Genomic DNA, 22,028 nt, shown 5'->3' on the forward strand with positions numbered 1-22,028 from the left:
TTTTCTCAGGAACAGGAGGGAGAATATGGCGACGCAAGTGCAAAGCCTTCCGTTTGATACGGAAGAACTGGTTCATTTTTCTGAAAAAAGAAATGAACCTGAATGGTTTACTGATATGCGTCTGAAAGCGCTCGGGCTGGCGGAAGAACTGCCGCTGCCAAAGCCGGAGAAGACGAGAATTGACGATTGGAATTTTACTGATTTTAATTATGATACGACAGGGGAGCCGGTTACAGATCCTGCTAAGTTTCCCGAAGCCATCGGGAAACTAGTCGGAGAGAAGGCTGAAAATGTCCTGATTCATCACAACAGTGACAGGATATACCGCAACCTCTCACCGGATCTCAGCCGGAAGGGTGTCATTTTCACAGATCTTGCCACCGCTCTTCGAGAAAATGGTGAACTGGTAAAAAAGTATTACTTTAAGACAGCTTCTCTTGATAAACATAAATTATCGGCGCTTCATGCGGCACTGATCAACGGCGGTTCATTTCTTTATGTACCAAAGAACGTGGTGATCGATACACCGATTCAGGCGATTTATTTTCAGGATGCGCCTTCTTCCGGACTCGTTGCCCATACCATTATCGCAGCCGAACCAAACAGCTCAGTGACTTACGTTGAAAGCTATTTGTCCGGAGATTCAGTGGGCGATGGCGCAGCAAATCTGATCAGTGAAGTGACGGTCGGGGAAAATGCCAGTGTCAAATATGGAGCCGTTGACAATTTTACAGATGGAATTGTGACCTATGTCAACAGGCAGGGCAATGTTGACCGGGATGGCAGCCTGCAATGGGCGCTTGGCCAGATGAATGACGGGAACACATTGTCTGAAAATGCGACGAATCTAGAAGGTGACGGATCTTCTGCGGATACAAAGGCTGTCAGTGTTGGGAGCGGATCACAGAAGCAGAACTTTGACAACTATATCCGTCATGTCGGGAAAGCGTCGGTTAGCCGCCTCCTCGTCCGTGGCGCTCAAAAGGATGCGTCGAACTCAATTTTTAATGCACGTACAAAAATTGAGCATGGCGCTTCCGGAGCCGACGGGGAACAGGCACAGCGTGTGCTGATGTTGAGCGATGATGCGCGAGGCGATGCCAATCCAATCCTGCTGATTGACGAGTATGACGTCATCGCGGGACATGCGGCGTCGGTCGGTCGTGTCGACCCGGACCAGCTCTATTATCTGATGAGCCGTGGCATTAAAAAAGAAACTGCTGAAAAGCTGATTGTTGAAGGATTCCTTGAACCGGTCGTAGACTTGCTCCCGATTGAAGGCGTCCGGAAACAACTGGCTGAGCTGATTGAAAGGAAGGTCGGCTAATGCTGGACATTCAATCGATTCGACAAGATTTTCCAATATTGAACCAGGAAGTGAACGGACACCCTCTGGTTTATCTGGACAACGCCGCGACATCTCAAAAACCTCAATCGGTGATTGATACGCTTGTCGAATATTACCAGAAATATAATTCAAATGTCCACCGCGGCGTGCATACACTCGGCACGATTGCGACGGATCGATATGAAGAAGCGCGCGATAAAATCAGGCGATTTATCAATGCAAAAAGTACGAAGGAAATTATCTATACTCGGGGCACAACCGATTCCCTGAATACGATCGCCTATGGATACGGAAGAGCTAATCTGTCAGAGGGCGACGAAATTGTGATTACTCCGATGGAACACCATGCCAATTTGATCCCCTGGCAGCAAGTGGCCCAAGCGACCGGCGCAGTGCTGAATTATTTTCCAATGCAGCCTGACGGTACCCTTACTCTTGAAGATGTCCGCAAAACAATTACTGACCGGACAAAAATTGTGTCTTGCACGGAAGTTTCCAATGTGCTTGGGACAGTCAATCCGATCAGACAGATTGCGGATATTGCCCATGAAAAAGGAGCCATTATGGTTGTCGACGGGGCGCAGAGCACGCCGCATATGCCCGTTGATGTACAGGCGCTTGATGCCGACTTCTTCGCTTTTTCAGGCCATAAAATGCTTGGGCCGACGGGAATCGGTGTCCTCTATGGCAAACAGAAATTTCTGGAAGCTATGGAACCTGTCCAAACGGGCGGAGAAATGATTGACGAGGTTGGTTTCCAGAGCGCGACTTGGGCAGAGCTTCCATGGAAGCTAGAAGCGGGCACACCGCATATCGCCGGAGCGATCGGACTGGGCGCGGCAGTGGATTATCTGGAAAATGTCGGTATGGAAGAAATCCGGCAACGGGAAATCGAGCTGACTGATCTGGCATATGATATTATTTCTGGCATCGAGGGTGTTACTGTATACGGTCCGCAAAAACGCGCCGGCATGGTCGCCTTTAACATTGATGGCATCCATCCCCATGATGTGTCCACTTCGCTTGACGCGGAAGGCATCGCCGTCCGCGCGGGCCACCACTGCGCGCAGCCGCTGATGCGCTGGCTGAAGTGCGAATCAACGGTGCGTGCAAGTTTTTACTTCTATAATTCGCCGGAAGAAATTGAGACACTGGCGAAGGGAATCAAAGAGACAAAGGAGTTCTTCGGACATGTCTTTTAATCACCTGGATCAGCTGTATCGCTCGGTGATCATGGATCATTATAAACGCCCGCGTAATCATGGCGATTTGGACGATCCGGACAGCATCACGGTCAGCATGAATAATCCTTCTTGCGGAGACAAGATCCATATCTCGCTGAAGCTTGACGGAGATAAAATTGTTGATGTCAAATACAGTGGCAGCGGCTGCGCCATCAGCCAGTCCTCCGCTTCGATGATGACTGAGGCCATCAAAGGGTTAAGCATAAAGGACGCTCATGAATTATCTTTCGATTTTTCGGAAATGGTCCAGGGCCGGGAGCATAACGATGACCTCGACCTTGGGGATGCCGAGGCGCTTCAAGGCGTTTCACAGTATCCGGCGCGGATCAAATGCGCGACGCTTCCTTGGAAAGCGATGGAAAAAGGGCTGCGTGAAGCAGTGAAAGAGCACTCTGAGCAGCAATAATTCGACAATTCTGTGAATCATGTTAAAATGAACATAATCATAAATGATGAAATTGACTGACTGCCGATATATTTTTCAATGACTAAACTTTGAAGGAGGTTTCCTAAATGGCCACACAGCAGCAGGTGCCGGAAATTGATGAATACAAGTACGGATTCAGGGAAAAAGATGTTTCCGTATTCCGAACAAAGCGTGGGCTGACTGAGGATATCGTCCGTGAGATCTCGAAGAAAAAAGATGAGCCTGAATGGATGCTGGAATACCGTCTGAAGGGTCTTCGCCATTTTTACAAAAGACCGATGCCTCAATGGGGTGCGGACCTGAGCGCGCTCAAGTTTGATGATCTGACTTATTATGTCAAACCGGTACAGAATCAGGGCCGCACGTGGGATGAAGTTCCGGGCGAAATCAAGGACACATTTGACAAACTGGGTATCCCTGAAGCGGAGCGTAAGTATCTGGCCGGGGTTTCGGCACAATATGAATCTGAAGTGGTTTACCACAGCATGAAGAAGGACCTTGAAAAAGAGGGCATTATCTTCCTGGACACAGATACCGCGCTTAAAAAGCATGAAAAATTGTTCCGTGAATACTTCGGTAAAGTTATTTCTTATGCCGACAATAAGTTTTCCGCACTTAACGCGGCTTGCTGGTCTGGCGGATCGTTTGTTTACGTGCCGAAGGGTGTTGTTTGCAAAACACCGCTTCAGGCCTATTTCCGGATCAACTCCGAGAGCATGGGCCAGTTCGAGCGGACATTGATCGTTGTTGATGAAGGTGCCTCCGTCCACTATGTGGAAGGCTGTACGGCGCCTGTCTACTCCAGCAGCTCGCTGCACAGCGGCATCGTGGAAATTTATGTCCGCAAGGATGCATACTGCCGCTACACAACCATTCAGAACTGGGCAAACAATGTTTATAACCTGGTTACCCAGCGTGCGATCTGTGAAGATCATGCGACGATGGAATGGGTGGACGGCAACATTGGATCCTGCATCACGATGAAATATCCTTCCGTCATTCTCAAAGGCGAAGGTGCGCGGGGCAACACCCTGACAATTGCCATTGGCGGAAAAGGTCAGAATCAGGACACCGGTTCAAAAATGGTGCATTTGGCTCCGAATACTTCATCAACGATCATTTCAAAGTCGATTGCCAAGAACGGCGGCAATGTCACCTATCGCGGGAAAGTTCATTTCAGCCCGAAGGCGGTCAATTCACGATCACATATTGAATGCGACACGCTGATTATGGATGACAAATCGACTTCTGACACGATTCCTTATAACGAGGTATTGAATAAGGACATTTCACTGGAACATGAGGCTAAGGTATCAAAGGTTTCTGAAGAGCAGCTGTTCTACCTGATGAGCCGGGGACTTACTGAACAGGAAGCAACGGAAATGATCGTCATGGGCTTCATTGAACCCTTTACCAAGGAACTTCCGATGGAATATGCGGTGGAGATGAACCGACTGATCAAGTACAACATGGAAGGGTCCATCGGCTGATCCAACCTGAAAAAAATGATAAAAAGCTTTCGATCCGTTTCAGCGGATTGAGAGCTTTTTTACGTGCTCAAAGAGTTCACTTGCAAAGAAGACGGATCCTTGAGTTGCTCCGAAATGCATGGAGGTCGCTCCCAATTCATTAAAAGTTGCTCCTAACTTATAAAAAGTCACTCCTAATCGGTTAAAAGCCGCTCCTAACTTACAAAAAGTTGCTCCTAATTCAGAAAAAGCTTTTTACTGGGCTGCTTAGATCGTTGATTGAGCAAGTTATTAATTGAGAGCACCTTTTCGTCTTTTTTCACATTCTTGACAGAACAGTCCTGGTAAGCGGTACAATATTAAATAAATGCGAAAGCGTTTTGCTTTTTGAACGAAATAGGAGGGTTAAGTTTGATTTCACTCCATTTTTTACATACGAATGACGTGCACAGCCACTTTGATCACTGGGGAAGCCTTGTCAGTTATCTGAATCATGAAAGAAAGCGTCTCGGAAATGAGGGGGATCCATATCTGACACTCGATCTGGGCGACCATATGGATCGCGTGAATCCGATGACTGAAGGCTTGCTTGGCGAAGGTAATATACGGCTGTTGAATGATGCCAGCTATGATTACGTAACGATCGGAAATAACGAGGGAATAACCTTTACAAAAGATAGATTGAACAGCGTTTATGAAAAAGGAAAATTTGGAGTAATTCTCGCCAACCTGTACGATGAGAATGGCGAACGTCCCTCCTGGTGCAAACCATATACGATTTGCGATATGAAGGGTGTTAAGGTCGCTCTGATCGGACTGACAGCAGCTTTTCCAAAATTCTATAGCCTGCTAGGATGGGACATCCACGACCCTCTTGAAGAACTGAAGCCCTTGGTGGAACAGCTTAAAAATAAGGCCGATCTGATTGTGTTGATGTCGCACGTCGGCCTTCCATTCGACAAGCATGTTGCTGAAGAAGTGGACGGGATCGACGTGATTATCGGAGCGCATACCCATCATGTCCTGGAGCAGGGGCTGACAATCGGCGAGACATTGATTGCCCAAGCTGGAAAATATGGCCGATATATCGGCCATATTGTCGTGGAATATGATGAAGCGGCCCGTAGAGTGGTCCACAAGGGCGCGGATCTTGTGACGCTGAGAGATCAGCCCGATCAGGAGGCAGCGGGTGAAGTTCGGGAGCTGACGGCGGAAGCTGTTGTAAAAATGCAGGATAGAGTGGCTTATCTGGATTATCCGATTGAAGTCAGCTGGTACAAAGAGACGGCCCTGCCGCTGATCACAGCGGATGCTCTAAGAAAATGGTGCCGCGCGGACATTGGACTTGTCAACGCAGGTGTCATACTCGAAGGACTCCCGGCGGGCATTGTCACGCGATATGATGTACATCATATCTGTCCCCATCCGATTAATCCGTGCAAGGTTACGGTGACCGGCGAAGAAATTGTCCAAATCATTAATATCGGCCTGAAAAAAGAATTCCAGACCTATGAGCTCAAAGGGTTTGGCTTTCGCGGGAAAGTGCTCGGCAAACTGGTTTTCAGCCGTTTGACCTATGCCACGCATCAGGAAGGGGGCAGAACTGAAGCAAATGATGTCCGCGTTGAAGGCGTTCCGATACGAATGGATGGCCACTACAGTCTGGGCACCATTGATGTTTTCACGCTGGGAACCTTTCTACCGCCTGTTGTGAAGGCGAAGCAGCAGTTCTTTCTTCCCGAAACGCTTAGGGATCTGCTGGTCTGGCGACTTAAGAAACTGGATGTAAAGCTCTAAGGAGGCATTTGTCACCTTATGCCATTCTCTTCATAGGATAAGGGATAAAGGAGGCGGCAGCATTGATTCATATGGAACCGATAGAGATCGGAGGTCACTTTTTTAAAGGAATCTCGGTGAAACTGCCAAAGACGACACTGTTGACCATTTCAAATGAAAAAGGATATATCATGTGCGGAGCACTGGATGTAGGCCTACTGAACAGCAAACTGTCCGAAAGGAAGATCGTCGCCGGAAAAGCGGTGGGTGTGCGGACACTTGAGGAATTGCTGAATGCACCGCTCTCGGAAGTGACACTTGAAGCGGGAAACCTTGGCATTCTGGCAGGAATGTCCGGCCGCGAGGCGCTTCTTAAGATGTAACCTGCCCTCCTCTTTCAAAATCCGGCGAAAAAGACTTGTATCCCCCCTTACATCAGCATATAGATGATGTGAAGGGGGTTTGTCATGTTTAAGCCCAGCAGACGATACAGACGAAGAACTATGCCGCTGAGACGTGTGTTTCTCCTGTCGCTTATCTTTTTTATCCTTTTTACATCTTTAGGCATGTGGACGGTCAATGAACAAATGAAGCCTGCGGTGATGGGAATTGCGGTGACGCAGGCTGAACAGCTTGGTAATTATGCGATTAATTACGGGATCGGAGAGAACGTCCTGTCCAACATATCCACAGCGAATGATCCGAATCAGCAGCCGGGAATCGATACAGGCAAACTAATTGTTACCCATCGCAATGCTCAGAATGAAGTCAGCGATTATGACCTGAATCCCGCGGAAGCCAGCCGGATTAAAGGTATTATCTCAAACCGGATCCTTTGGTTTCTGAGGTCGGCTGAGAAGGGAACTATTTCGATGACGAACGGACCCGGACCGGATCTTGAATATCAGGGAAGAGGGAAAAGTGAGGGAATTGTTGCTGATATTCCGCTGGGTCAGATCCTCAATAATGCGCTGCTCAGCAATTACGGGCCGAGAGTGCCCGTCAGAATGGATGTTGTCAGCAATGTTCAGTCCGACATTCGATGGGATTATAAAAATATAGGCATCAATAATATCATTTTTATGATTTATCTGGATGTTAATGTTAAAGTTGACATTATTGTTCCATTTGCCATCCAGACCAAGACTATAACGCAGCACATTCCGATCGGTTCAAAAGTGCTGCCTCAGGGCGTGCCGTACTATTACAGCTCAAATGGTGGTGGTGTTACACCTGCTTTGCCCATTCAGCCTCCGGGCGGAGGAGCGAAAAGCTCAGGTAACTGAAGCCTTTCTGAAAAGACAAGAAAGTAAAAATGATCGATGAACTCAATCTGCCGAATATACATTCGGACTCAGACGCGGAGGTGCGGATCGCCCACGGCAAGCGAGCAACCAAAGCGTCGCCGGAAGAAGGCAAAACAATGCGAATCACGGGTTTTTAGGACTGGGTGATTTTGCCCGGTTTTTCTTACTGAAAAAAATTTTCATCGCTTTCTTTGCTTTTCCTGTCTTTCCCACGAACGTAGGGAAGGATAGGGGTCAATTGAATATTCGGTTATTCCATTGTCGTGATAGAGCCCGTAATGAAGATGTGGAGGAAATTTTCCCATGGTTCCCTGCGGCCCATATCCTGTGCTGCCCACATAACCGATCGTCTGTCCGGGCTGTGTTACAGTTCCCTTGCGGATTCCTTTTGCGTAGCCATTCAGGTGTGCAAAGTAATGATAATTGCCCTGAAGGTCGCGTAGACCGATGCGCCATCCGCCGAATTTGTTCCAGCCCGTCATTTCAATCACACCATAGGCTGTCGCATGGACGGGTGTTCCATAATCCGCAAAGAGGTCGGTTCCTTCATGAATCCGCAGTCCGCCCCAACCGCGGCGTGCACCCCATGTCGGTTCATAGTCGTAGTTCGCTCCCAGAGGCAGCGGGAAATCATGCCCTGTAAGGCTGACTCTGTTGTATTTTTCAAAAACACGGGCAAAGTCTTCAATCAGCTCAACAGCTTTGCCCCTGTGAAAATAATTCCATATGGCGATTCTGTAATTCTGCTCCCCTGGTCCGTACGCCGCTATTTGATCGGCGAACGAGAGAATCCGGTCTTCCGGATCCCCAGGATCTGCCCTGCCGTCTCCATTCCCGTCTTTTCCCGATCCACCGAAAAAAGCGATGGTGACCGGGTCCCTGTCTTTAAGGTTCCGATTAAAAATGCCGACCCAGTCTCTGTCTGTATCCTTCAGGCTGATCAGAGTTTTTTCATCCGAAGCCCCTGCGATATTGCGCGCGTACTGGTCGCACCCGGCGATGACAGCCCATGGGACACCGGTCAGTGCGGCGGTTTTCAAATACAGAGCCTTGCGGTATTTTGACGGATCATCCGGATCCCTTACATTTGCACAGACAAGGTTTGCTGAAATGATAAAAGTAAGAAAAAAACTTCCGACGAATACGTAACATAATTTTTTCATGGATGATTTCCCTTCTGCACAGTGGTCGAAAACTGCTTGTTCTCTGGACTACGAATGTTGCGTGCCAAACAGGCTGTTTTTCGAATTTCTGCCGGATCTGTTATAATATTGATAAATATAGAATCCCGCAGGTGTCTGACACATGATCAGGACAAAAGGACAATCCCGATCCGCTGTTTTCGGGCGCGGGTAGTCCGGAAAATCAGAAAGAGGGGGAAGTACCATTGGTTGAAACTACGGTTTCCATCGATCATCACCGATACGAACTTATTGAGGAAGTGCGAAACGGCTGGAATGAAGAAGCCTTTATAAAAAGATACAGCGACATCCTGGATAAGTTTGACTATATCGTCGGAGACTGGGGCTACGATCAGCTCCGCCTCCGGGGCTTTTATGAAGATAACAATCAAAAGTCGACTTATGACACAAAAATCAGCACACTGGTCGATTACCTGGTTGAATATTGCGGCTTCGGGTGCGCCTATTTTGTGCTGAAAAAGGGGTCGGCGAAATAGGAAGTATCAAGAAAACTCCAGATCCATTCCTGTTTTTCTGAAATAGTTTGTCATCTGACGCTGCCTGTTAGTCGATAGTGTGTACCAAAAAAACAGATTGATGAATTTCATGAACAGGAATTGATAAAAAGAGGGGACAGGCATGTATTTTGTGGACCGCGGAAACATTCAGAGAATACTCGAGTATTTCAACAGGCTTCTCGGTATTTTTACAGATGAAAGTTGGGAAGAACCGGTCAAAGAACTTGCGCTGGAACGTATCGCGCAGAACCTGATCGAATCCATCATTGATGTGGGCAATCAGATGATCGACGGATTTATTATGCGCGATCCGGGCGGTTATGAGGATGTTATCGATATTCTCCAGGATGAATCGGTACTCCCCACTGAGGAAGCCGCCTCGGTCAGGGAGGTGGTCGGCCTGCGTAAAATGCTTGTTCAAGATTACACCGCGGTTGACCACCGTCAACTGATTCGTATTGTTGAAAAAAATGCTGGCGCTCTTAAACGTTTTCCGGAACGCATCACGGGCTATCTGGAGCAGGAACTGGGTCCCGTGTCGGCATTCACGCCGGATCATAGGAAAGAATAAACACCTTAGAAAATGAGTTGGAGGTTTATGAATGGTTAAGTCTTACGATGCTTTTTTGCTCGATTTGGATGGAACAGTTTATCGCGGAAAGGAGAGCATTCCCGAAGCCGTAGAATTTGTTAAGACACTGAAAGAAAAAGGGCTGCGTTATTTGTTTGTTACGAATAACTCGACACGTACCAAGGAAACGGTAGCAAAGCAGCTCAGCGGTTTCGGCATTCCATGCACAGCGAACGATGTACTGACGACAAGCATGGCGACCGCGAGTTACATAAAGGCTGAGAAACAGGATGCCTCCGTCTATTATATTGGTGAAGAGGGCCTGCGGCAGGCCATGGAATTTGAAAATCTGACATATGAAGAGGATCATCCGGATTATGTCGCCTTTGGCATGGATCGGCAGATTACGTATGATAAATATGCGAAGGCGTGCCTCGCTGTACGAAACGGTGCAAAATTTGTTTCGACCAATCCGGATGTCGCGCTTCCGAATGAGCACGGCCTGGTACCGGGAAATGGTTCACTGACTTCAGTGATCAGTGTATCTACGGGAGTGGCACCGATCTTTATCGGAAAGCCGGAGCCAATTATTATCGAACAGGCACTGGCGAAACTGGGCACGACAAAGGAACGGACGCTGATGATCGGGGATAATTACGATACGGATATTCTGGCTGGAATCCGTTCTGGTCTGGATTCACTGATCGTTCTGACAGGGGTAACTTCAGAACAGGCGCTGAAGACCAAACCGGTGCAGCCGACTTATGCCCTGCACTCACTGAGCGAGTGGCAGTTTTAAAATCAGGCTAAGTTTAAATTTAATGTTGATTTTGCCCCTCCGTTGATTGGAGTGAAAAACAATAGACAGGTTTAACATAGCCTAAAATTAAAAGTACTTCCATCTCTGTACCGTTCCTTTAAAAAAGGGACGGTATTTGTTTTGTGTCGCATAGATTTAAAATAAAGGCTATGTTTAAATTCAATGTTGATTTTGCCCCTCCGTCGATTGGAGCGAAAAACAACAGACAATTTTAACAAAGCCAAAATAAGCGGCACGGGGGCGGTTCATTATGCCAAATGAAACGAATTTTCAGGCGCTGGTCGATCATAATTATATTCTGGATGTGACGGAAACAGGGTCGCTCAAGCTGTTCTTCCAGCCCGTTGATCATTTTTACCATCGGAATTTTGAGGTGCTCGCGCAGGTTGCAGACTTTCTAAGCCAAAATACAAACCTGCCTTTTTACCGGATGATTCAAACGAAAACAGGCCAATACACTCTTGAAGTGAACGGCATACCCTCCATATTAATGGCTTTTCCGGAAGAAAGAAATGCGCCGGCTGTCCCGATCGGAACCATGCTTGCGGGATTTCATCGCAGATCGCAGGGGGCGGATATCCGCTATTTCCCCGAATCCCCTTTTTACAGCCGTGCGAACGTTCTGTCCGGCCGTATTGACGCGCTTGAGGCGAAGTATAAAGAGTTACAGAATAAAAAAGAACGGACCGCTTTTGAAAAAGGCTTTATCAGTAATTTCCTTTACTTTTCCGGCTGTGCGGAGAATGCCATTCAATACCTTGTGGACGTCTCAATAGACTATCCGAATCCAGAACCGATCGTGCTCAACCACTACCGTTTTTCCGGCGCGGATTCTCTGATTCCTGAGAATCCCGCATTATGGGTTGCTGATGACCGGTCCCGCGATCTGTCCGAGTGGCTGCGGCTTCTGGCATGGAATGGAGAGGCTCATGGAATAGATGCCGCAGCGGATGCGTTTCTGGACGATTATGAAAATCAGTTTCCGTTAAGCAGTCAGGCTGCAGCCAACCTTTTCGGCAAACTGCTATTCCCGCTTTCCTATGTTGAATGCTGCGAACGCTATTTTTTTAGCACAGGACGGGAAGACCGGCACTTATTGAATGAATTGATGCGTCTGAATGAGGAACGGGCAGCGAATCATGAACACATACTATATTATTTATCGCGCCGTTTTCAGGAGATCAAAGTGCCAGAGTGGATTGTTTCCCCGCAAGCCTGACGAGGCACACAAAAAACCGCCTGATTCATCCTCAGGCGGTATCGGCTGCTTTTTAGTTCCTGCTGCTCCATTATATTGAATCGGGATTAAAAGACCTGTTCCAGTTCTTTTATTCCGGGAACATTTTCGAGTAACGCGCGTTCAATACCCGCTTTTAATGTAAGTGTTGAACTCGGGCAATTTTCACATGCGCCAAGAAGGCGGACACGGACAATGCCATCTTCTACATCCAGAAGTTCAACATCACCGCCGTCGCGCAACAAAAAAGGACGAAGCTTTTCAAGCACTTCTTCAACCTGATTGTACATCGGACACACTCCTTTCTCATCGCTTACAAGTGCCATTATATCCTGTTTCAGAATTAAAATCTATTCTTATGATGCCTCAGTCCGGACCAGTGACGCGTTCCAAGCGGCATGTTATATTAATGGATAGAGATAACAACTTCTGAGGTGAATGCATTGGAGTTAACCATTTACGGGGCTGAGGCTGTATGCGCCAGCTGCGCTCAGGCGCCCCCTTCAAAAGCGACGGCTGAATGGCTGGAGGCGGCTTTGTTCCGCAAATTCGGAAACCAGGTCTCCGTCCGTTATATTGATATTGATCAGCCTGAAACAGAAGCTGACCGATATTTCTGCGATAAGATCAAATCCGATGCGTATTTTTTCCCACTTCTTGTTTCAGAGGAAGAAGTATTGGGAGAAGGTTTTATTTCTCTAAAGCCAGTACTGCTCCATCTTAAAAAAAGCGGGTTGGCAATAAAAGAAGCGGGGGCTGGGGAACCGTAACCCTTGCAGAAATCAGGATTCCGTTCATGACTAAAGAGCGTGGGCATGCTACAATAAGAAATCAAAAGCGGTTCTGCTGAAAGAAGGGAAAACCATGCTTGATTTCCACCACAGCTGGCCTTATGAACGCGTTGCGAATGATATTTATTTTGAGGAATGTCCGTTCTGCCATGAGTCACCGGTTCTGATCCCGATCAGAAAAAAAGCGGTTGACGCGGCGTTCGAGGGTATCAAAACACATATTGTAATGCCATGCTGTCACGAAAGTATTATCATTGAAAACATGGACAGCGATTATATTTGGGCAACGGATGCCCTGAGATAACATGACCGGGAAGTGAGAAATGATGAAGCAAGCTTATCCTTTTACGAAAATGCACGGGCTTGGCAACTGTTATATCTATCTGGACGGAATAACCAATGATCTTGAAATTCCTTCCTATGCCGAACTTTCGCGCCAGGTTTCAGATCCATACAAGGGGATCGGATCCGATGGATTGATTTTAATTTTACCGTCGGATCAGGCTGATGTGCGGATGAGAATTTTTAATAAAGATGGTTCCGAGGCCAAAAATTGTGGGAACGGACTGCGCTGTGTTGCCAAATATGTTTATGAGCACCAGCTGGTGGACTCCCGCTCGTTCACGATAGAAACCCTGTCGGGAAATAAAAATGCTGAAGTGAGGCTGAATGACGGTCTCGTGGATCGTGTCACGGTTGATATGGGCGAACCGATTCTCGAGCGGGGACGGATTCCGGTTGCCGGCGGGAATCCGGATCAAACGGTGATCCGCGAGCCTCTGGAAATCGATGGAGTGACCTATACGTTCACCGCGGTCTCGATGGGAAATCCGCATGCACTTTTCTTTGTCGACGATGTGGCTACGGCGCCGATCCATAAGCTTGGATCTCTACTTGCAGATACCTACCCGCTTTTTCCGAATGGTGTCAACGTTGGCTTTATTCACCCGCTTTCGGATCACGAAGCAGACTATCGCGTTTGGGAACGTGGTTCCGGCATCACTCAGGCCTGTGGCACCGGTGCTTGTGCCTCAGTCGTTGCAGCGATTCTTGAATCGAGGATCAAAAAGGATTGCCCTGTGACCGTTCATCTTGCAGGCGGTGACCTGTCAATCGAGTGGCAGGTAACAACCAATCATGTGTTGATGACCGGCGGTGCAGAGACGATTTGCGAAGGAATCGTTTATGCAGAAGGAGCAGGCGGCAAGTAATTAATTGTGATTAAAGTCACATCACGATATAATAAACTTAAAATGTAAAGGAGATGAACAGGATGAATATTATCTTGACTGAAGCGGCTAATTTTCGTGTCAAAGAAATGATAAATGAAGAACCCGGAGAAAACTTGTTCCTGCGTGTTGGTGTTGGCGGGGGAGGATGTTCCGGACTGACGTATGGCATGGGTTTTGATGATAAAATCATTGAAGGCGATCAGACGTTTGAAGATCACGGCCTTAAGGTTGTCGTTGACAAGAACAGTGCGCCTCTCTTGGACGGCGTCACGATTGATTTCAAGCAGAATCTGCAGGGCGGCGGGTTCACCATTGACAACCCGAATGCCATTTCCACCTGCGGCTGCGGCCACTCGTTCAAAACAGCGGAAAACGAAGGACAGCCTGCGAAACAGTGCGACTGCTAAAAAGATAATCATTAGTTTGTAAATGATCGTTGTTACGGGGATTTAGTCTTTAGCGGGTATCACAAGTTTTACGATGACTCTTGTACCGTCTAAAGATCCAAATAAGCTCAGAGAGCATATTAGTCGTTAAAAAAATTAAGAAGGGCATCATTCCATAATTGGCATGATGCCTTTCTTAATTGATTCTAAAAAAGCATTTACAATGCTCCAGTTAAGAATTGTGCTTCTCCTAAACCGAAACTCCAGTCTTCATAAGAACAGGTTACAACATTAACCATTATGTCTTGTGGATCAATGCCACATTCTTTCTCAAGTAGCTCGGACAGTATTCGATAGAAGTTCACTTTCTTCTCCTGATCGCGAGGTGTACTGCGAATGGTGATCAGCACAAAGTTTTTCGTCCTTTTATAGCCGAGACCCGTGTCATAAATCACCAATTCATTGGCTGCGTGTTGTGTCACAACCTGATAACGGTCGAGTTCAGGAACACCAAATGCCTTGACCATTGCACGATGGGCGGTATCCAATAATTTCTTTAATTCTTCATCGTTTCGTCCTTCAATTACATCAAATCGGATCAGTGGCATATAATTTCTCCTCTCTCATATCTTACATTCCATATTACAATAATTGAATCATTTTCTCATCGCGAATGAATCAATTTACATGAAAGTCATAGATTCGTGCCCCGGTCAACCATTTATAATTAGGATACGTGTTTAAATAAGTATTTTACACGTACAAAATACGTGTTATAATAAATTTGAGGTGATCACAATGAGCAAAGACCAATATGTTTATCCTGCTGTATTCACGAAACAAGAAGAGGGCGTGTCGGTTATATTTCCGGATCTGCCGGGCTGCGTGACATCGGCGCCAACTGTTGAAGAAGGCTTTATCACGGCAAAGGAAGCAATGGCTCAGCATCTTTACACATTGGAAGAGGACGGAGTGGAAATTCCCGAACCGTCTGATGTCACTGCGATTCATAAAGAAGAAAATCAATTTGTGACAGTTATTGAAGCCTGGATGCCCCCATTTCGCAAGAAGATGGAGAATCAGGCGGTCAAGAAAACCCTGACCATCCCCAAGTGGCTGGATGACGCGGCAAAGTCGGCAGGATTAAATTATTCCAGAATCCTGCAAGACGCGTTAAAAGATGAGTTGAATATCGATGAGAAAGATGGCTCGTTTTCAGTGCAGGAAACACTTAATAAACAGCTGAATAAGGTCAAAAAGAGCATCAAGGATTTGTCGAGGATCCGTGTTCACGTGAATATGGTGGACGACGAGGATCCGTCCAATCCGATCATAGCGGAAATAAATGCGGCAAAAAAGGACATTCAGGAAATGGCTGAAAAAATCAAAGATGTCTATCCATCTGAAAAAATGTCGCAGCTTTCGGAGAAACTCGATAAGCTGGCTGATCGAATTTCACGCAAACTCCATTAAAGTTCTGAGAGCCATTTGTTTTACCGCGGGTATGGATTAAGGGATGATTGCATCCCTTAATCCATACCCGTTTCTGCGTTTAAAAGTAATAATTCCTGTCAAGACGATATTAACGTAAAAAAAGGCGAATAATGAAGTTATATATATAATTAACGTTTATTTAGTCATTTTTTCTCACTTTAATTCGAATTTAATCCGTTTATTCACCAGATCACTGTTATCCACCTTCGTTCTCCTTGAATTGTTAACAAAAAAGACATATTATTAATAATGGAAGCGAACGCTTCTGTCTGCACTTTTTATTTTAAATAATGAGTGACCACAATAACAATAAGGTAAAGGTGGCTGTGAACATGGGCAAGCCCAAAATTCTAATCATTGGCGCGGGATATGGCGGAATGATCACAACAGTTAGACTGACAAAGGAACTGGAAGCGGAAGACGCGGATATTACGCTTGTAAATAAGCACAATTACCATTATCAGACAACATGGCTGCATGAAGCCGCCGCCGGAACAATTCATCATGACCGGACACGGATGCTGATCAAAAATGTGATTAATACAAAACGGGTCAATTTTGTTCAGGATTCCGTAAAGTCGATCGATAAAGAAAATAAAAAAGTAATCCTGAAAAACGGCGAGCTCGATTATGATTATCTCGTCATTGGTCTTGGCTTTGAATCAAATACCTTTGGTATTAAAGGGCTTGAAGAAAATGCGTTTGCCATTCGGAGCGTCAATACGGCGCGCCGGATTCGTGAACATATCGAATATAAATTTGCCAGTTTCAACAACGATCCCGATGCTAAAGACAGTGATCTGACGATTGTTGTCGGCGGTGCAGGGTTAAGCGGTGTCGAATTCCTTGGGGAACTCGTTGATCGTATTCCGGTTTTGTGCAAAGAATATGATATTAATCCTGATAAGGTAAAAATTGTCGATGTTGAAGGGCTTCCGCTGGTATTGCCTCCTTTTGAACGTGATCTGGCTGAATATGCCCAAAAATATCTTGAAGGCAAGGGCGTTGAATTTAAACTCGGCACATTTATCAAAGAGGCTACTCCAGAGGGTGTGCTGGTTCAGAAGAAAGACGCTGAGGAAATGGAAGAAATCAAGGCAGGCACCGTCGTATGGACCGGCGGCGTTAAAGCCAGCCACATCCCGGCGGATTCTGGATTTGAAACAAACCGGGGTAAGATTCAGGTCAACAAAGATCTGCGCGCGCCGGACGACGATCACGTCTTCGCTGTTGGCGATGTTGCTGTGTTCTTCCCGAAGGAAGGGGAACGTCCATATCCTCCGACAGCCCAGATCGCTGTTCAGGAAGGCGAGCTGGCTGCCAAAAACATTAAACATTTGATCAAAGGCGAAGAAACAGAGCCATTTGTATATAAGCAAAGAGGTACGGTTGCTTCTCTGGGAGAGAAGCAGGCTATTGGCGTCGTCTTTGATAAAAAACTCAAGGGCAAATCCGCTGCAGCAATGAAGAAAGTCATTGATGACCGTTATTTGCTTGAACTCGGCGGTGTAGGGCTGCTACTTAAGAAGGGAAAGCTAAACCTTCTGTAATCTGATGCAGGTCTGAGAAGAAGACAATGTGAACTACTCGGCTATGAATAGCCGAGCTTCTGGGAACACAGCTCACTTGCTTCGAAAATGCTGAAGTAGAGGCCACTGCTTTTTGACCAAGGCTCGTCCCGAACCCGCAGGCTCACTGCTTAACGACCAAAAGCGAGCTGCTTGATATTGATCGCTGCGTTGACGTCCCGGTCGTGGTGTGTGCCGCATTGCGGGCACGTCCATTCCCGGATCGCCAGAGCTTTCTTTCCATCGTCATGCCCGCACGTGGAACAGATCTGCGACGTTTTGTACGGATTCACAAGCACGAGCTCTTTGCCGTACCACGCACTCTTATAGATGAGCTGCCGCCGGAGCTCACCCCACGCCTGGTTGGCGATCGCCCGGGCGAGAGTATGATTCCGAAGCAGATTTTTGGTTTTCAAGTTCTCCAGGGCGATCCGGTCATACGTCTTCACGAGTTGGGTCGTCAATTTATGGAGCTTGTCCATCCGCTGGTTCGCTATTTTTTCATGAATTAGAGCGACTTGAAGGCGGGCTTTGGCTACGTTTTTAAAATCCACCAGGGTGCGGGGTACGGGCACCTTTTGGTGGTGGTCCCAGGCAATAGCTTTTTTTGCTAGCCGTTGCCGCCGGGCTAATGTTCGCTGCCACAGGCGGAGTTTATGCACCAAGAGCTTGTCATGACGGCAGGTGCCCTGTCTTTGAACATCCGAACCCACGAGCAGGTCTTTTAAGCCTAAATCATAGCCGACGGTTTTGCCGGTTTTTGGAAAGGCTTGGTTTTCGCCTTCCACGGTTAAGACGGCAAAGTATTTCCCTGTCGGCGTGCGGCTCAGGGTGACTTGTTTGATTGTTTCAGTGAGCCGTTGGCCGGCTTTAAAGCGAAGGATCCCCAGTTTCGGCAGGCGAATCCCATGATGGCCGACGGGCTGGATGTTGCCATTCACGCACTTGGAGGTATAGCTCTGCTTGAAGGCGTGTTTGGCTTTGAACTTGGGATATCCTTTTTCTTTTCTAAAGAACGCGTGAAAGGCTTCCATTAAGTGTTGATTGGTAACCTGCAGGCTGGTGCTCTCCGCTTCTTTAAGAAAGGGGTGTTCCTTTTTCAGCAAGGGAAGCAAGTGATTCAGAGCGTAAGCATTCAAAAAAGAAGCCCTGGGATTATTTTCTTGCCGCTCATTGAGCATCGCCAGCATCTGATTCCAGACAAAGCGGGTGCAGCCAAAGTTTTGAACCAATTGCTGGCGTTGCTGTTCGTTGGGATAGACTCTCAATTTTAAGCCCTTCGTGACCATGGGATCACCTCCTTCTGAGATAATTATAGCACACTTGTTCTCATTTCAACACGGATTGAGAGGTTGTCTCTTGTATGTACGGGGTTGTCCAAGACGCGGATTCATCTCGTCATTAAAATTGATGAGTTTTCTCCGCTGGCAACCTTTAATAAAAGAGGATCCGAAAAGCAGATAAAATCCTGCTTCGGATCCTTTTTTTAGTATTTAATTTTTGTTAAAATGGAAAAAATGTGGCGAAGTGAGGTTTGTAAATGGGCACCTTATCCTGATTAAGAATAAGGCGGATGAAAAAACCTTCATGAATTGGATCAAAAATGGGAAGATAAGAAGAGAGAAAAATTAATCATTCCGGATAATCGTCCAAATTTTCATCAGTTTTCCGGCCTTTTCCGGATGGGTGGCCAGATCCTGTATAAAGGGGTACATATCCGGCAGATGCCTGATCCTGTCCATAAGCTGCGCCTCGTCTTTACTAAAGTAAGAAGAGGGTGATTCCTGAACAGCAGGAACCCGGCCAAGAAGAAAATCGACCGAGACATTCAGATAATCTGCAATCTGGACAAGCATCTCAGGATCAGGTTTACGCGCGCCAGATTCGTACCGGTTAAGCTGGACATTTGAAATATTGAGTTGATCAGCCATTTCCACCTGCGACAAATTTTTTTCATCGCGGAGAAAACGAATTCTGAGACCGAGAATATTTCCCACGAAGGATGATCCTCCCGTCTGGTCCTTTGGTAACTCAGGAGCAATGATTGATTCCTGAATAAGAAAAAGTTTATCACGATCCTTTTTCATAGCCTCTAGATTTGCCAAATGGGAAATAAAAAGATGAAAACAATAGCTATTTATGGTATGATTTAAAAAAAATTACCGAAAAGGTAACTAAAGGGAGCCATTTATTTATGCTGACAGTCGACCTGAATAAGCTGAAAGAAATAAGAAAAAAACAGATGTCTTTGGAAAAAATGTCTTCGATGCTGGGGTACAGAAGCCCGAACGGGTACTATTATATGGAAAACGGCCGCAGTAAAATTACCGCGGAAACTCTTGCCAAAGCGGCTTCGATTCTAAATGTACCAATCCAGGAATTTTTTGTCGATGATGAAGGCAAGGAGCAAAATTAAAGGGCTGTTCCAAGTAAACCTAATAAATTTTTCATTAAGATTGTCCGAATACGTTTTCAGTACTTTGAATTTATTCCGGTGAATGATAAACTTAGTTATTGACATGGCCTACATGGATTAATGAGTGCCATCATTTGCTGGGAATGCAGGCAGGTACTGAAAGGGGACGTTTATAATGTGCGGATTTTGCGGTTATATTTCAAATAATATTGAGCTCGAACCTGGAAATAACGAACAGAATGAGATGACCGCACGCGCGGGTATTATTAATCATCGCGGTCCCGATGATGCCGGTTACTATACCGATGATCAGGTACAGCTCGCCTTCCGCAGACTGAGTATTATCGATCTGGCGGGCGGACATCAGCCGCTTCCATATGAGAACGAGCGTTATTATATCATCTTTAACGGTGAAGTTTATAATTATGTGGAACTCAGGAATGAGCTGATTAAAAAGGGGTACACGTTCAATACAACCTCAGACACCGAGGTCATCGTTGCCCTGTACGCGGACCGCGGGGAGGATTGCGTGAATTATTTCCGCGGTATGTATGCCTTCATTATCTGGGACAAACAGGAAAGAACTCTGTTTGCCGCCCGTGACCATTTCGGGATTAAGCCTTTTTACTATATGGAGCAGGAAGACGGCATATTCTTTGCGTCTGAAGAGAAAAGCCTTCTGATCGGTGAGGACAGGCACCCGGTGGCGGAGAAGGCTCTTCAATATTATCTTACTTTCCAGTTTGTTCCTGAGCCCCTGACTCTGGCGGATACAATCAAAAGTCTGGAGCCGGGGCACTATTTGCTTAAGAAAAACGGAGAGCCTCTGCAAAATAAAGCATATTGGGAACCTGCTTTTGCGCCAGTGAACCAGACTCTGGACGAAGCGAAGAAAAAGATTCAGAATGTGCTGATCGATTCTGTAAAAATGCATATGAGAAGCGATGTTCCGGTAGGCGCGTTCCTTTCGAGCGGCATCGATTCGACCAGCATTGTTGCACTCGCCAAACGCTTCAATGAGAATATCAAGACATTTACTGTCGGCTTTGCGAGCAAAGGCTACAACGAGATCGACATTGCCAGAGATTCGGCTGAAAAACTCGGGGTTGAAAATCACGCGCTTGAAATCTCGCCTGAGATGTGTATGGAGGAGTTGCCGAAAATCGTCTGGCATATGGACAACCCGGTTGCCGATCCTGCGGCCATTCCCAATTATTTTGTTGCCCGCGAGGCACGAAAACATGTGAAAGTCGTGCTTTCCGGAGAAGGCTCTGATGAACTGTTCGGCGGCTATAATATCTACCGCGAACCGATCTCACTGAAATGGTTTGATTCAGTTCCAAAACCGGGGAAAAACCTGCTCCATGCGCTGGCAACCAGAATGCCGGCTGGCATGAAAGGGCGGAGCTTCTTGCTGCGCGGAACAACGCCGTTGTCCGAGCGTTATGTCGGCAATGCGTTTATATTCAATGAGAAAGAGAAGAAATATGTACTGAAAACTTTCTCCGAGCAGACACCGTTTACAGATATCACGAATCCGATCTACAGACAGGCGTCAGAGAATAATAAGCTGGATCAGATGCAGCTTGTGGATATTGAAACCTGGCTGCGCGGGGATATACTCGTGGTAGCGGATCGTATGACAATGGCTCATTCTCTGGAACTGCGAGTCCCGTTCCTGGATAAGGAAGTTTTTGAAGTGGCCAGGACGCTTCCTGCCTCACTGAAGACAGGGGAAGGCACAACGAAATATGCGTTCCGTGAAGCCATGCGTGGCATCGTACCTGACTCGATTCTTTTCCGGAAAAAACTGGGTTTCCCGGTGCCAATCCGTATCTGGCTCAAGGATGAAATGTATGACTGGGCAAGGAAAATAATCAATGACAGCGAAACGGATCCGTTCATTAACAAATCCTATGCGCTTAAATTACTTGATGACCACCGTGAGGGGCTGATGGATAACAGCCGGAAAATATGGGCGGTTCTGATGTTCATGCTGTGGCACCAGATTTATATTGAAAAATCAGTCGTTATTGATCCGCAGCCGGCCTATCAGGCTTGATGGTAAAACAAACGGTTGAAACAAAAAGATCCCCACCCGGGGATCTTTTTTTCATGGTGCGCCCGGCATGGACGACAGCTTGGCGGTGAAAGTCCGCTACAGGCTTGGCAGTAGGAACTGTTAGCCAAGGGCAAGGGTGTCCATCGTGAGGTGGAATCTGAAGGAAGCCGGAGGCAAACTT

24 protein-coding genes are annotated in these 22,028 nt (G+C 46.8%); 19 read left to right on the forward strand and 5 right to left on the reverse strand.

Annotated features, from left to right (window positions below; translation table 11 throughout):
• Nucleotides 1-25: 25 nt before the first annotated feature.
• From sufD to yunB, 7 genes are all read left to right on the forward strand, one after another.
• Nucleotides 26-1,327 (forward strand): Fe-S cluster assembly protein SufD, encoded by a 1,302-nt coding sequence (gene sufD, locus E4665_RS12665; RefSeq protein WP_135349162.1) that lies wholly within the window; start codon nucleotides 26-28, stop codon nucleotides 1,325-1,327.
• Nucleotides 1,327-2,550 carry a cysteine desulfurase gene (locus tag E4665_RS12670; protein ID WP_135349163.1) on the forward strand — a complete coding sequence of 408 codons (1,224 nt, stop codon included), beginning with the start codon at nucleotides 1,327-1,329 and terminating at the stop codon, nucleotides 2,548-2,550. Before sufD ends, E4665_RS12670 begins: the two co-directional genes overlap by 1 nt.
• Nucleotides 2,540-2,998: a Fe-S cluster assembly sulfur transfer protein SufU gene (gene sufU, locus E4665_RS12675; protein WP_135349164.1), complete on the forward strand. Its 459-nt coding sequence runs from the start codon at nucleotides 2,540-2,542 to the stop codon at nucleotides 2,996-2,998. The genes E4665_RS12670 and sufU overlap by 11 nt, the downstream gene beginning before the upstream one ends.
• 107 nt (nucleotides 2,999-3,105) lie before the next feature.
• The gene (gene sufB, locus E4665_RS12680) at nucleotides 3,106-4,509 is read left to right on the forward strand and encodes a Fe-S cluster assembly protein SufB (RefSeq protein ID WP_135349165.1); all 1,404 of its coding nucleotides are present in this window, start codon (nucleotides 3,106-3,108) and stop codon (nucleotides 4,507-4,509) included.
• 390 nt (nucleotides 4,510-4,899) lie between these two features.
• Complete coding sequence (locus tag E4665_RS12685) at nucleotides 4,900-6,285, forward strand: bifunctional metallophosphatase/5'-nucleotidase (protein ID WP_135349166.1); 1,386 nt, start codon at nucleotides 4,900-4,902, stop codon at nucleotides 6,283-6,285.
• A 62-nt stretch (nucleotides 6,286-6,347) separates the two neighbouring features.
• Nucleotides 6,348-6,647 (forward strand): YunC family protein, encoded by a 300-nt coding sequence (locus E4665_RS12690; RefSeq protein WP_135349167.1) that lies wholly within the window; start codon nucleotides 6,348-6,350, stop codon nucleotides 6,645-6,647.
• A gap of 84 nt (nucleotides 6,648-6,731) precedes the next feature.
• The gene (gene yunB, locus E4665_RS12695) at nucleotides 6,732-7,550 is read left to right on the forward strand and encodes a sporulation protein YunB (protein WP_135349168.1); all 819 of its coding nucleotides are present in this window, start codon (nucleotides 6,732-6,734) and stop codon (nucleotides 7,548-7,550) included.
• A gap of 200 nt (nucleotides 7,551-7,750) precedes the next feature.
• Here yunB and E4665_RS12700 read toward each other — a convergent pair whose 3' ends face one another.
• Nucleotides 7,751-8,734, reverse strand: coding sequence for a M23 family metallopeptidase (locus E4665_RS12700; protein WP_135349169.1), 984 nt, complete (start codon nucleotides 8,732-8,734; stop codon nucleotides 7,751-7,753).
• 224 nt (nucleotides 8,735-8,958) lie between these two features.
• On the opposite strand from E4665_RS12700, the gene E4665_RS12705 reads away from it, so the two are divergent.
• The 4 genes from E4665_RS12705 (at nucleotide 8,959) to E4665_RS12720 (ending at nucleotide 11,880) form a co-directional block, all read left to right on the forward strand.
• A complete protein-coding gene (locus tag E4665_RS12705; RefSeq protein WP_135349170.1) occupies nucleotides 8,959-9,249 on the forward strand; it encodes a YutD family protein in 291 nt (96 codons plus the stop codon).
• Between the two features lie 142 nt (nucleotides 9,250-9,391).
• Entirely contained in the window at nucleotides 9,392-9,841 is a 450-nt protein-coding gene (gene hepT / locus E4665_RS12710; protein ID WP_135349171.1) for a type VII toxin-antitoxin system HepT family RNase toxin, read from the forward strand.
• 31 nt (nucleotides 9,842-9,872) lie between these two features.
• Nucleotides 9,873-10,640, forward strand: coding sequence for a TIGR01457 family HAD-type hydrolase (locus E4665_RS12715; RefSeq protein WP_135349172.1), 768 nt, complete (start codon nucleotides 9,873-9,875; stop codon nucleotides 10,638-10,640).
• Between the two features lie 271 nt (nucleotides 10,641-10,911).
• Complete coding sequence (locus E4665_RS12720; protein ID WP_135349173.1) at nucleotides 10,912-11,880, forward strand: protein kinase family protein; 969 nt, start codon at nucleotides 10,912-10,914, stop codon at nucleotides 11,878-11,880.
• A gap of 86 nt (nucleotides 11,881-11,966) precedes the next feature.
• On the opposite strand, the gene E4665_RS12725 is transcribed toward E4665_RS12720, so the two are convergent.
• On the reverse strand, nucleotides 11,967-12,188 hold the full coding sequence (locus E4665_RS12725; protein WP_135349174.1) for a NifU family protein: 222 nt from the start codon (nucleotides 12,186-12,188) through the stop codon (nucleotides 11,967-11,969).
• Between the two features lie 153 nt (nucleotides 12,189-12,341).
• On the opposite strand from E4665_RS12725, the gene E4665_RS12730 reads away from it, so the two are divergent.
• From E4665_RS12730 to E4665_RS12745, 4 genes are all read left to right on the forward strand, one after another.
• A complete protein-coding gene (locus tag E4665_RS12730; RefSeq protein ID WP_135349175.1) occupies nucleotides 12,342-12,668 on the forward strand; it encodes a DUF1462 family protein in 327 nt (108 codons plus the stop codon).
• A gap of 94 nt (nucleotides 12,669-12,762) precedes the next feature.
• Complete coding sequence (locus tag E4665_RS12735) at nucleotides 12,763-12,993, forward strand: hypothetical protein (protein WP_135349176.1); 231 nt, start codon at nucleotides 12,763-12,765, stop codon at nucleotides 12,991-12,993.
• A gap of 22 nt (nucleotides 12,994-13,015) precedes the next feature.
• Nucleotides 13,016-13,900 (forward strand): diaminopimelate epimerase, encoded by an 885-nt coding sequence (dapF, locus tag E4665_RS12740; protein WP_135349177.1) that lies wholly within the window; start codon nucleotides 13,016-13,018, stop codon nucleotides 13,898-13,900.
• 62 nt (nucleotides 13,901-13,962) lie between these two features.
• Entirely contained in the window at nucleotides 13,963-14,328 is a 366-nt protein-coding gene (locus E4665_RS12745) for a HesB/IscA family protein (protein WP_135349178.1), read from the forward strand.
• 197 nt (nucleotides 14,329-14,525) lie between these two features.
• On the opposite strand, the gene E4665_RS12750 is transcribed toward E4665_RS12745, so the two are convergent.
• On the reverse strand, nucleotides 14,526-14,915 hold the full coding sequence (locus tag E4665_RS12750) for a tautomerase family protein (RefSeq protein ID WP_135349179.1): 390 nt from the start codon (nucleotides 14,913-14,915) through the stop codon (nucleotides 14,526-14,528).
• A gap of 190 nt (nucleotides 14,916-15,105) precedes the next feature.
• Here E4665_RS12750 and E4665_RS12755 point away from each other — a divergent pair, with 190 nt between their 5' ends.
• Both E4665_RS12755 and E4665_RS12760 read left to right on the forward strand, forming a co-directional pair.
• Nucleotides 15,106-15,780, forward strand: coding sequence for a type II toxin-antitoxin system HicB family antitoxin (locus E4665_RS12755; protein WP_135349180.1), 675 nt, complete (start codon nucleotides 15,106-15,108; stop codon nucleotides 15,778-15,780).
• A gap of 353 nt (nucleotides 15,781-16,133) precedes the next feature.
• Nucleotides 16,134-17,351, forward strand: a complete 1,218-nt coding sequence (locus E4665_RS12760) for an NAD(P)/FAD-dependent oxidoreductase (protein WP_135349181.1) — start codon at nucleotides 16,134-16,136, stop codon at nucleotides 17,349-17,351.
• A 149-nt stretch (nucleotides 17,352-17,500) separates the two neighbouring features.
• On the opposite strand, the gene E4665_RS12765 is transcribed toward E4665_RS12760, so the two are convergent.
• Both E4665_RS12765 and E4665_RS12770 read right to left on the reverse strand, forming a co-directional pair.
• The gene (locus E4665_RS12765; protein WP_135349182.1) at nucleotides 17,501-18,658 is read right to left on the reverse strand and encodes an RNA-guided endonuclease TnpB family protein; all 1,158 of its coding nucleotides are present in this window, start codon (nucleotides 18,656-18,658) and stop codon (nucleotides 17,501-17,503) included.
• Nucleotides 18,659-18,997: 339 nt separating this feature from the next.
• Entirely contained in the window at nucleotides 18,998-19,366 is a 369-nt protein-coding gene (locus E4665_RS12770; protein WP_241654850.1) for a helix-turn-helix domain-containing protein, read from the reverse strand.
• Between the two features lie 197 nt (nucleotides 19,367-19,563).
• On the opposite strand from E4665_RS12770, the gene E4665_RS12775 reads away from it, so the two are divergent.
• Nucleotides 19,564-19,785: a helix-turn-helix domain-containing protein gene (locus E4665_RS12775; protein ID WP_135349184.1), complete on the forward strand. Its 222-nt coding sequence runs from the start codon at nucleotides 19,564-19,566 to the stop codon at nucleotides 19,783-19,785.
• A gap of 175 nt (nucleotides 19,786-19,960) precedes the next feature.
• Entirely contained in the window at nucleotides 19,961-21,847 is a 1,887-nt protein-coding gene (asnB, locus tag E4665_RS12780) for an asparagine synthase (glutamine-hydrolyzing) (RefSeq protein ID WP_135349185.1), read from the forward strand.
• Nucleotides 21,848-22,028 lie beyond the last annotated feature (181 nt).

The sequence above is a fragment of the Sporolactobacillus shoreae genome (assembly GCF_004684935.1).
GTDB lineage: Bacteria > Bacillota > Bacilli > Bacillales > Sporolactobacillaceae > Sporolactobacillus > Sporolactobacillus shoreae.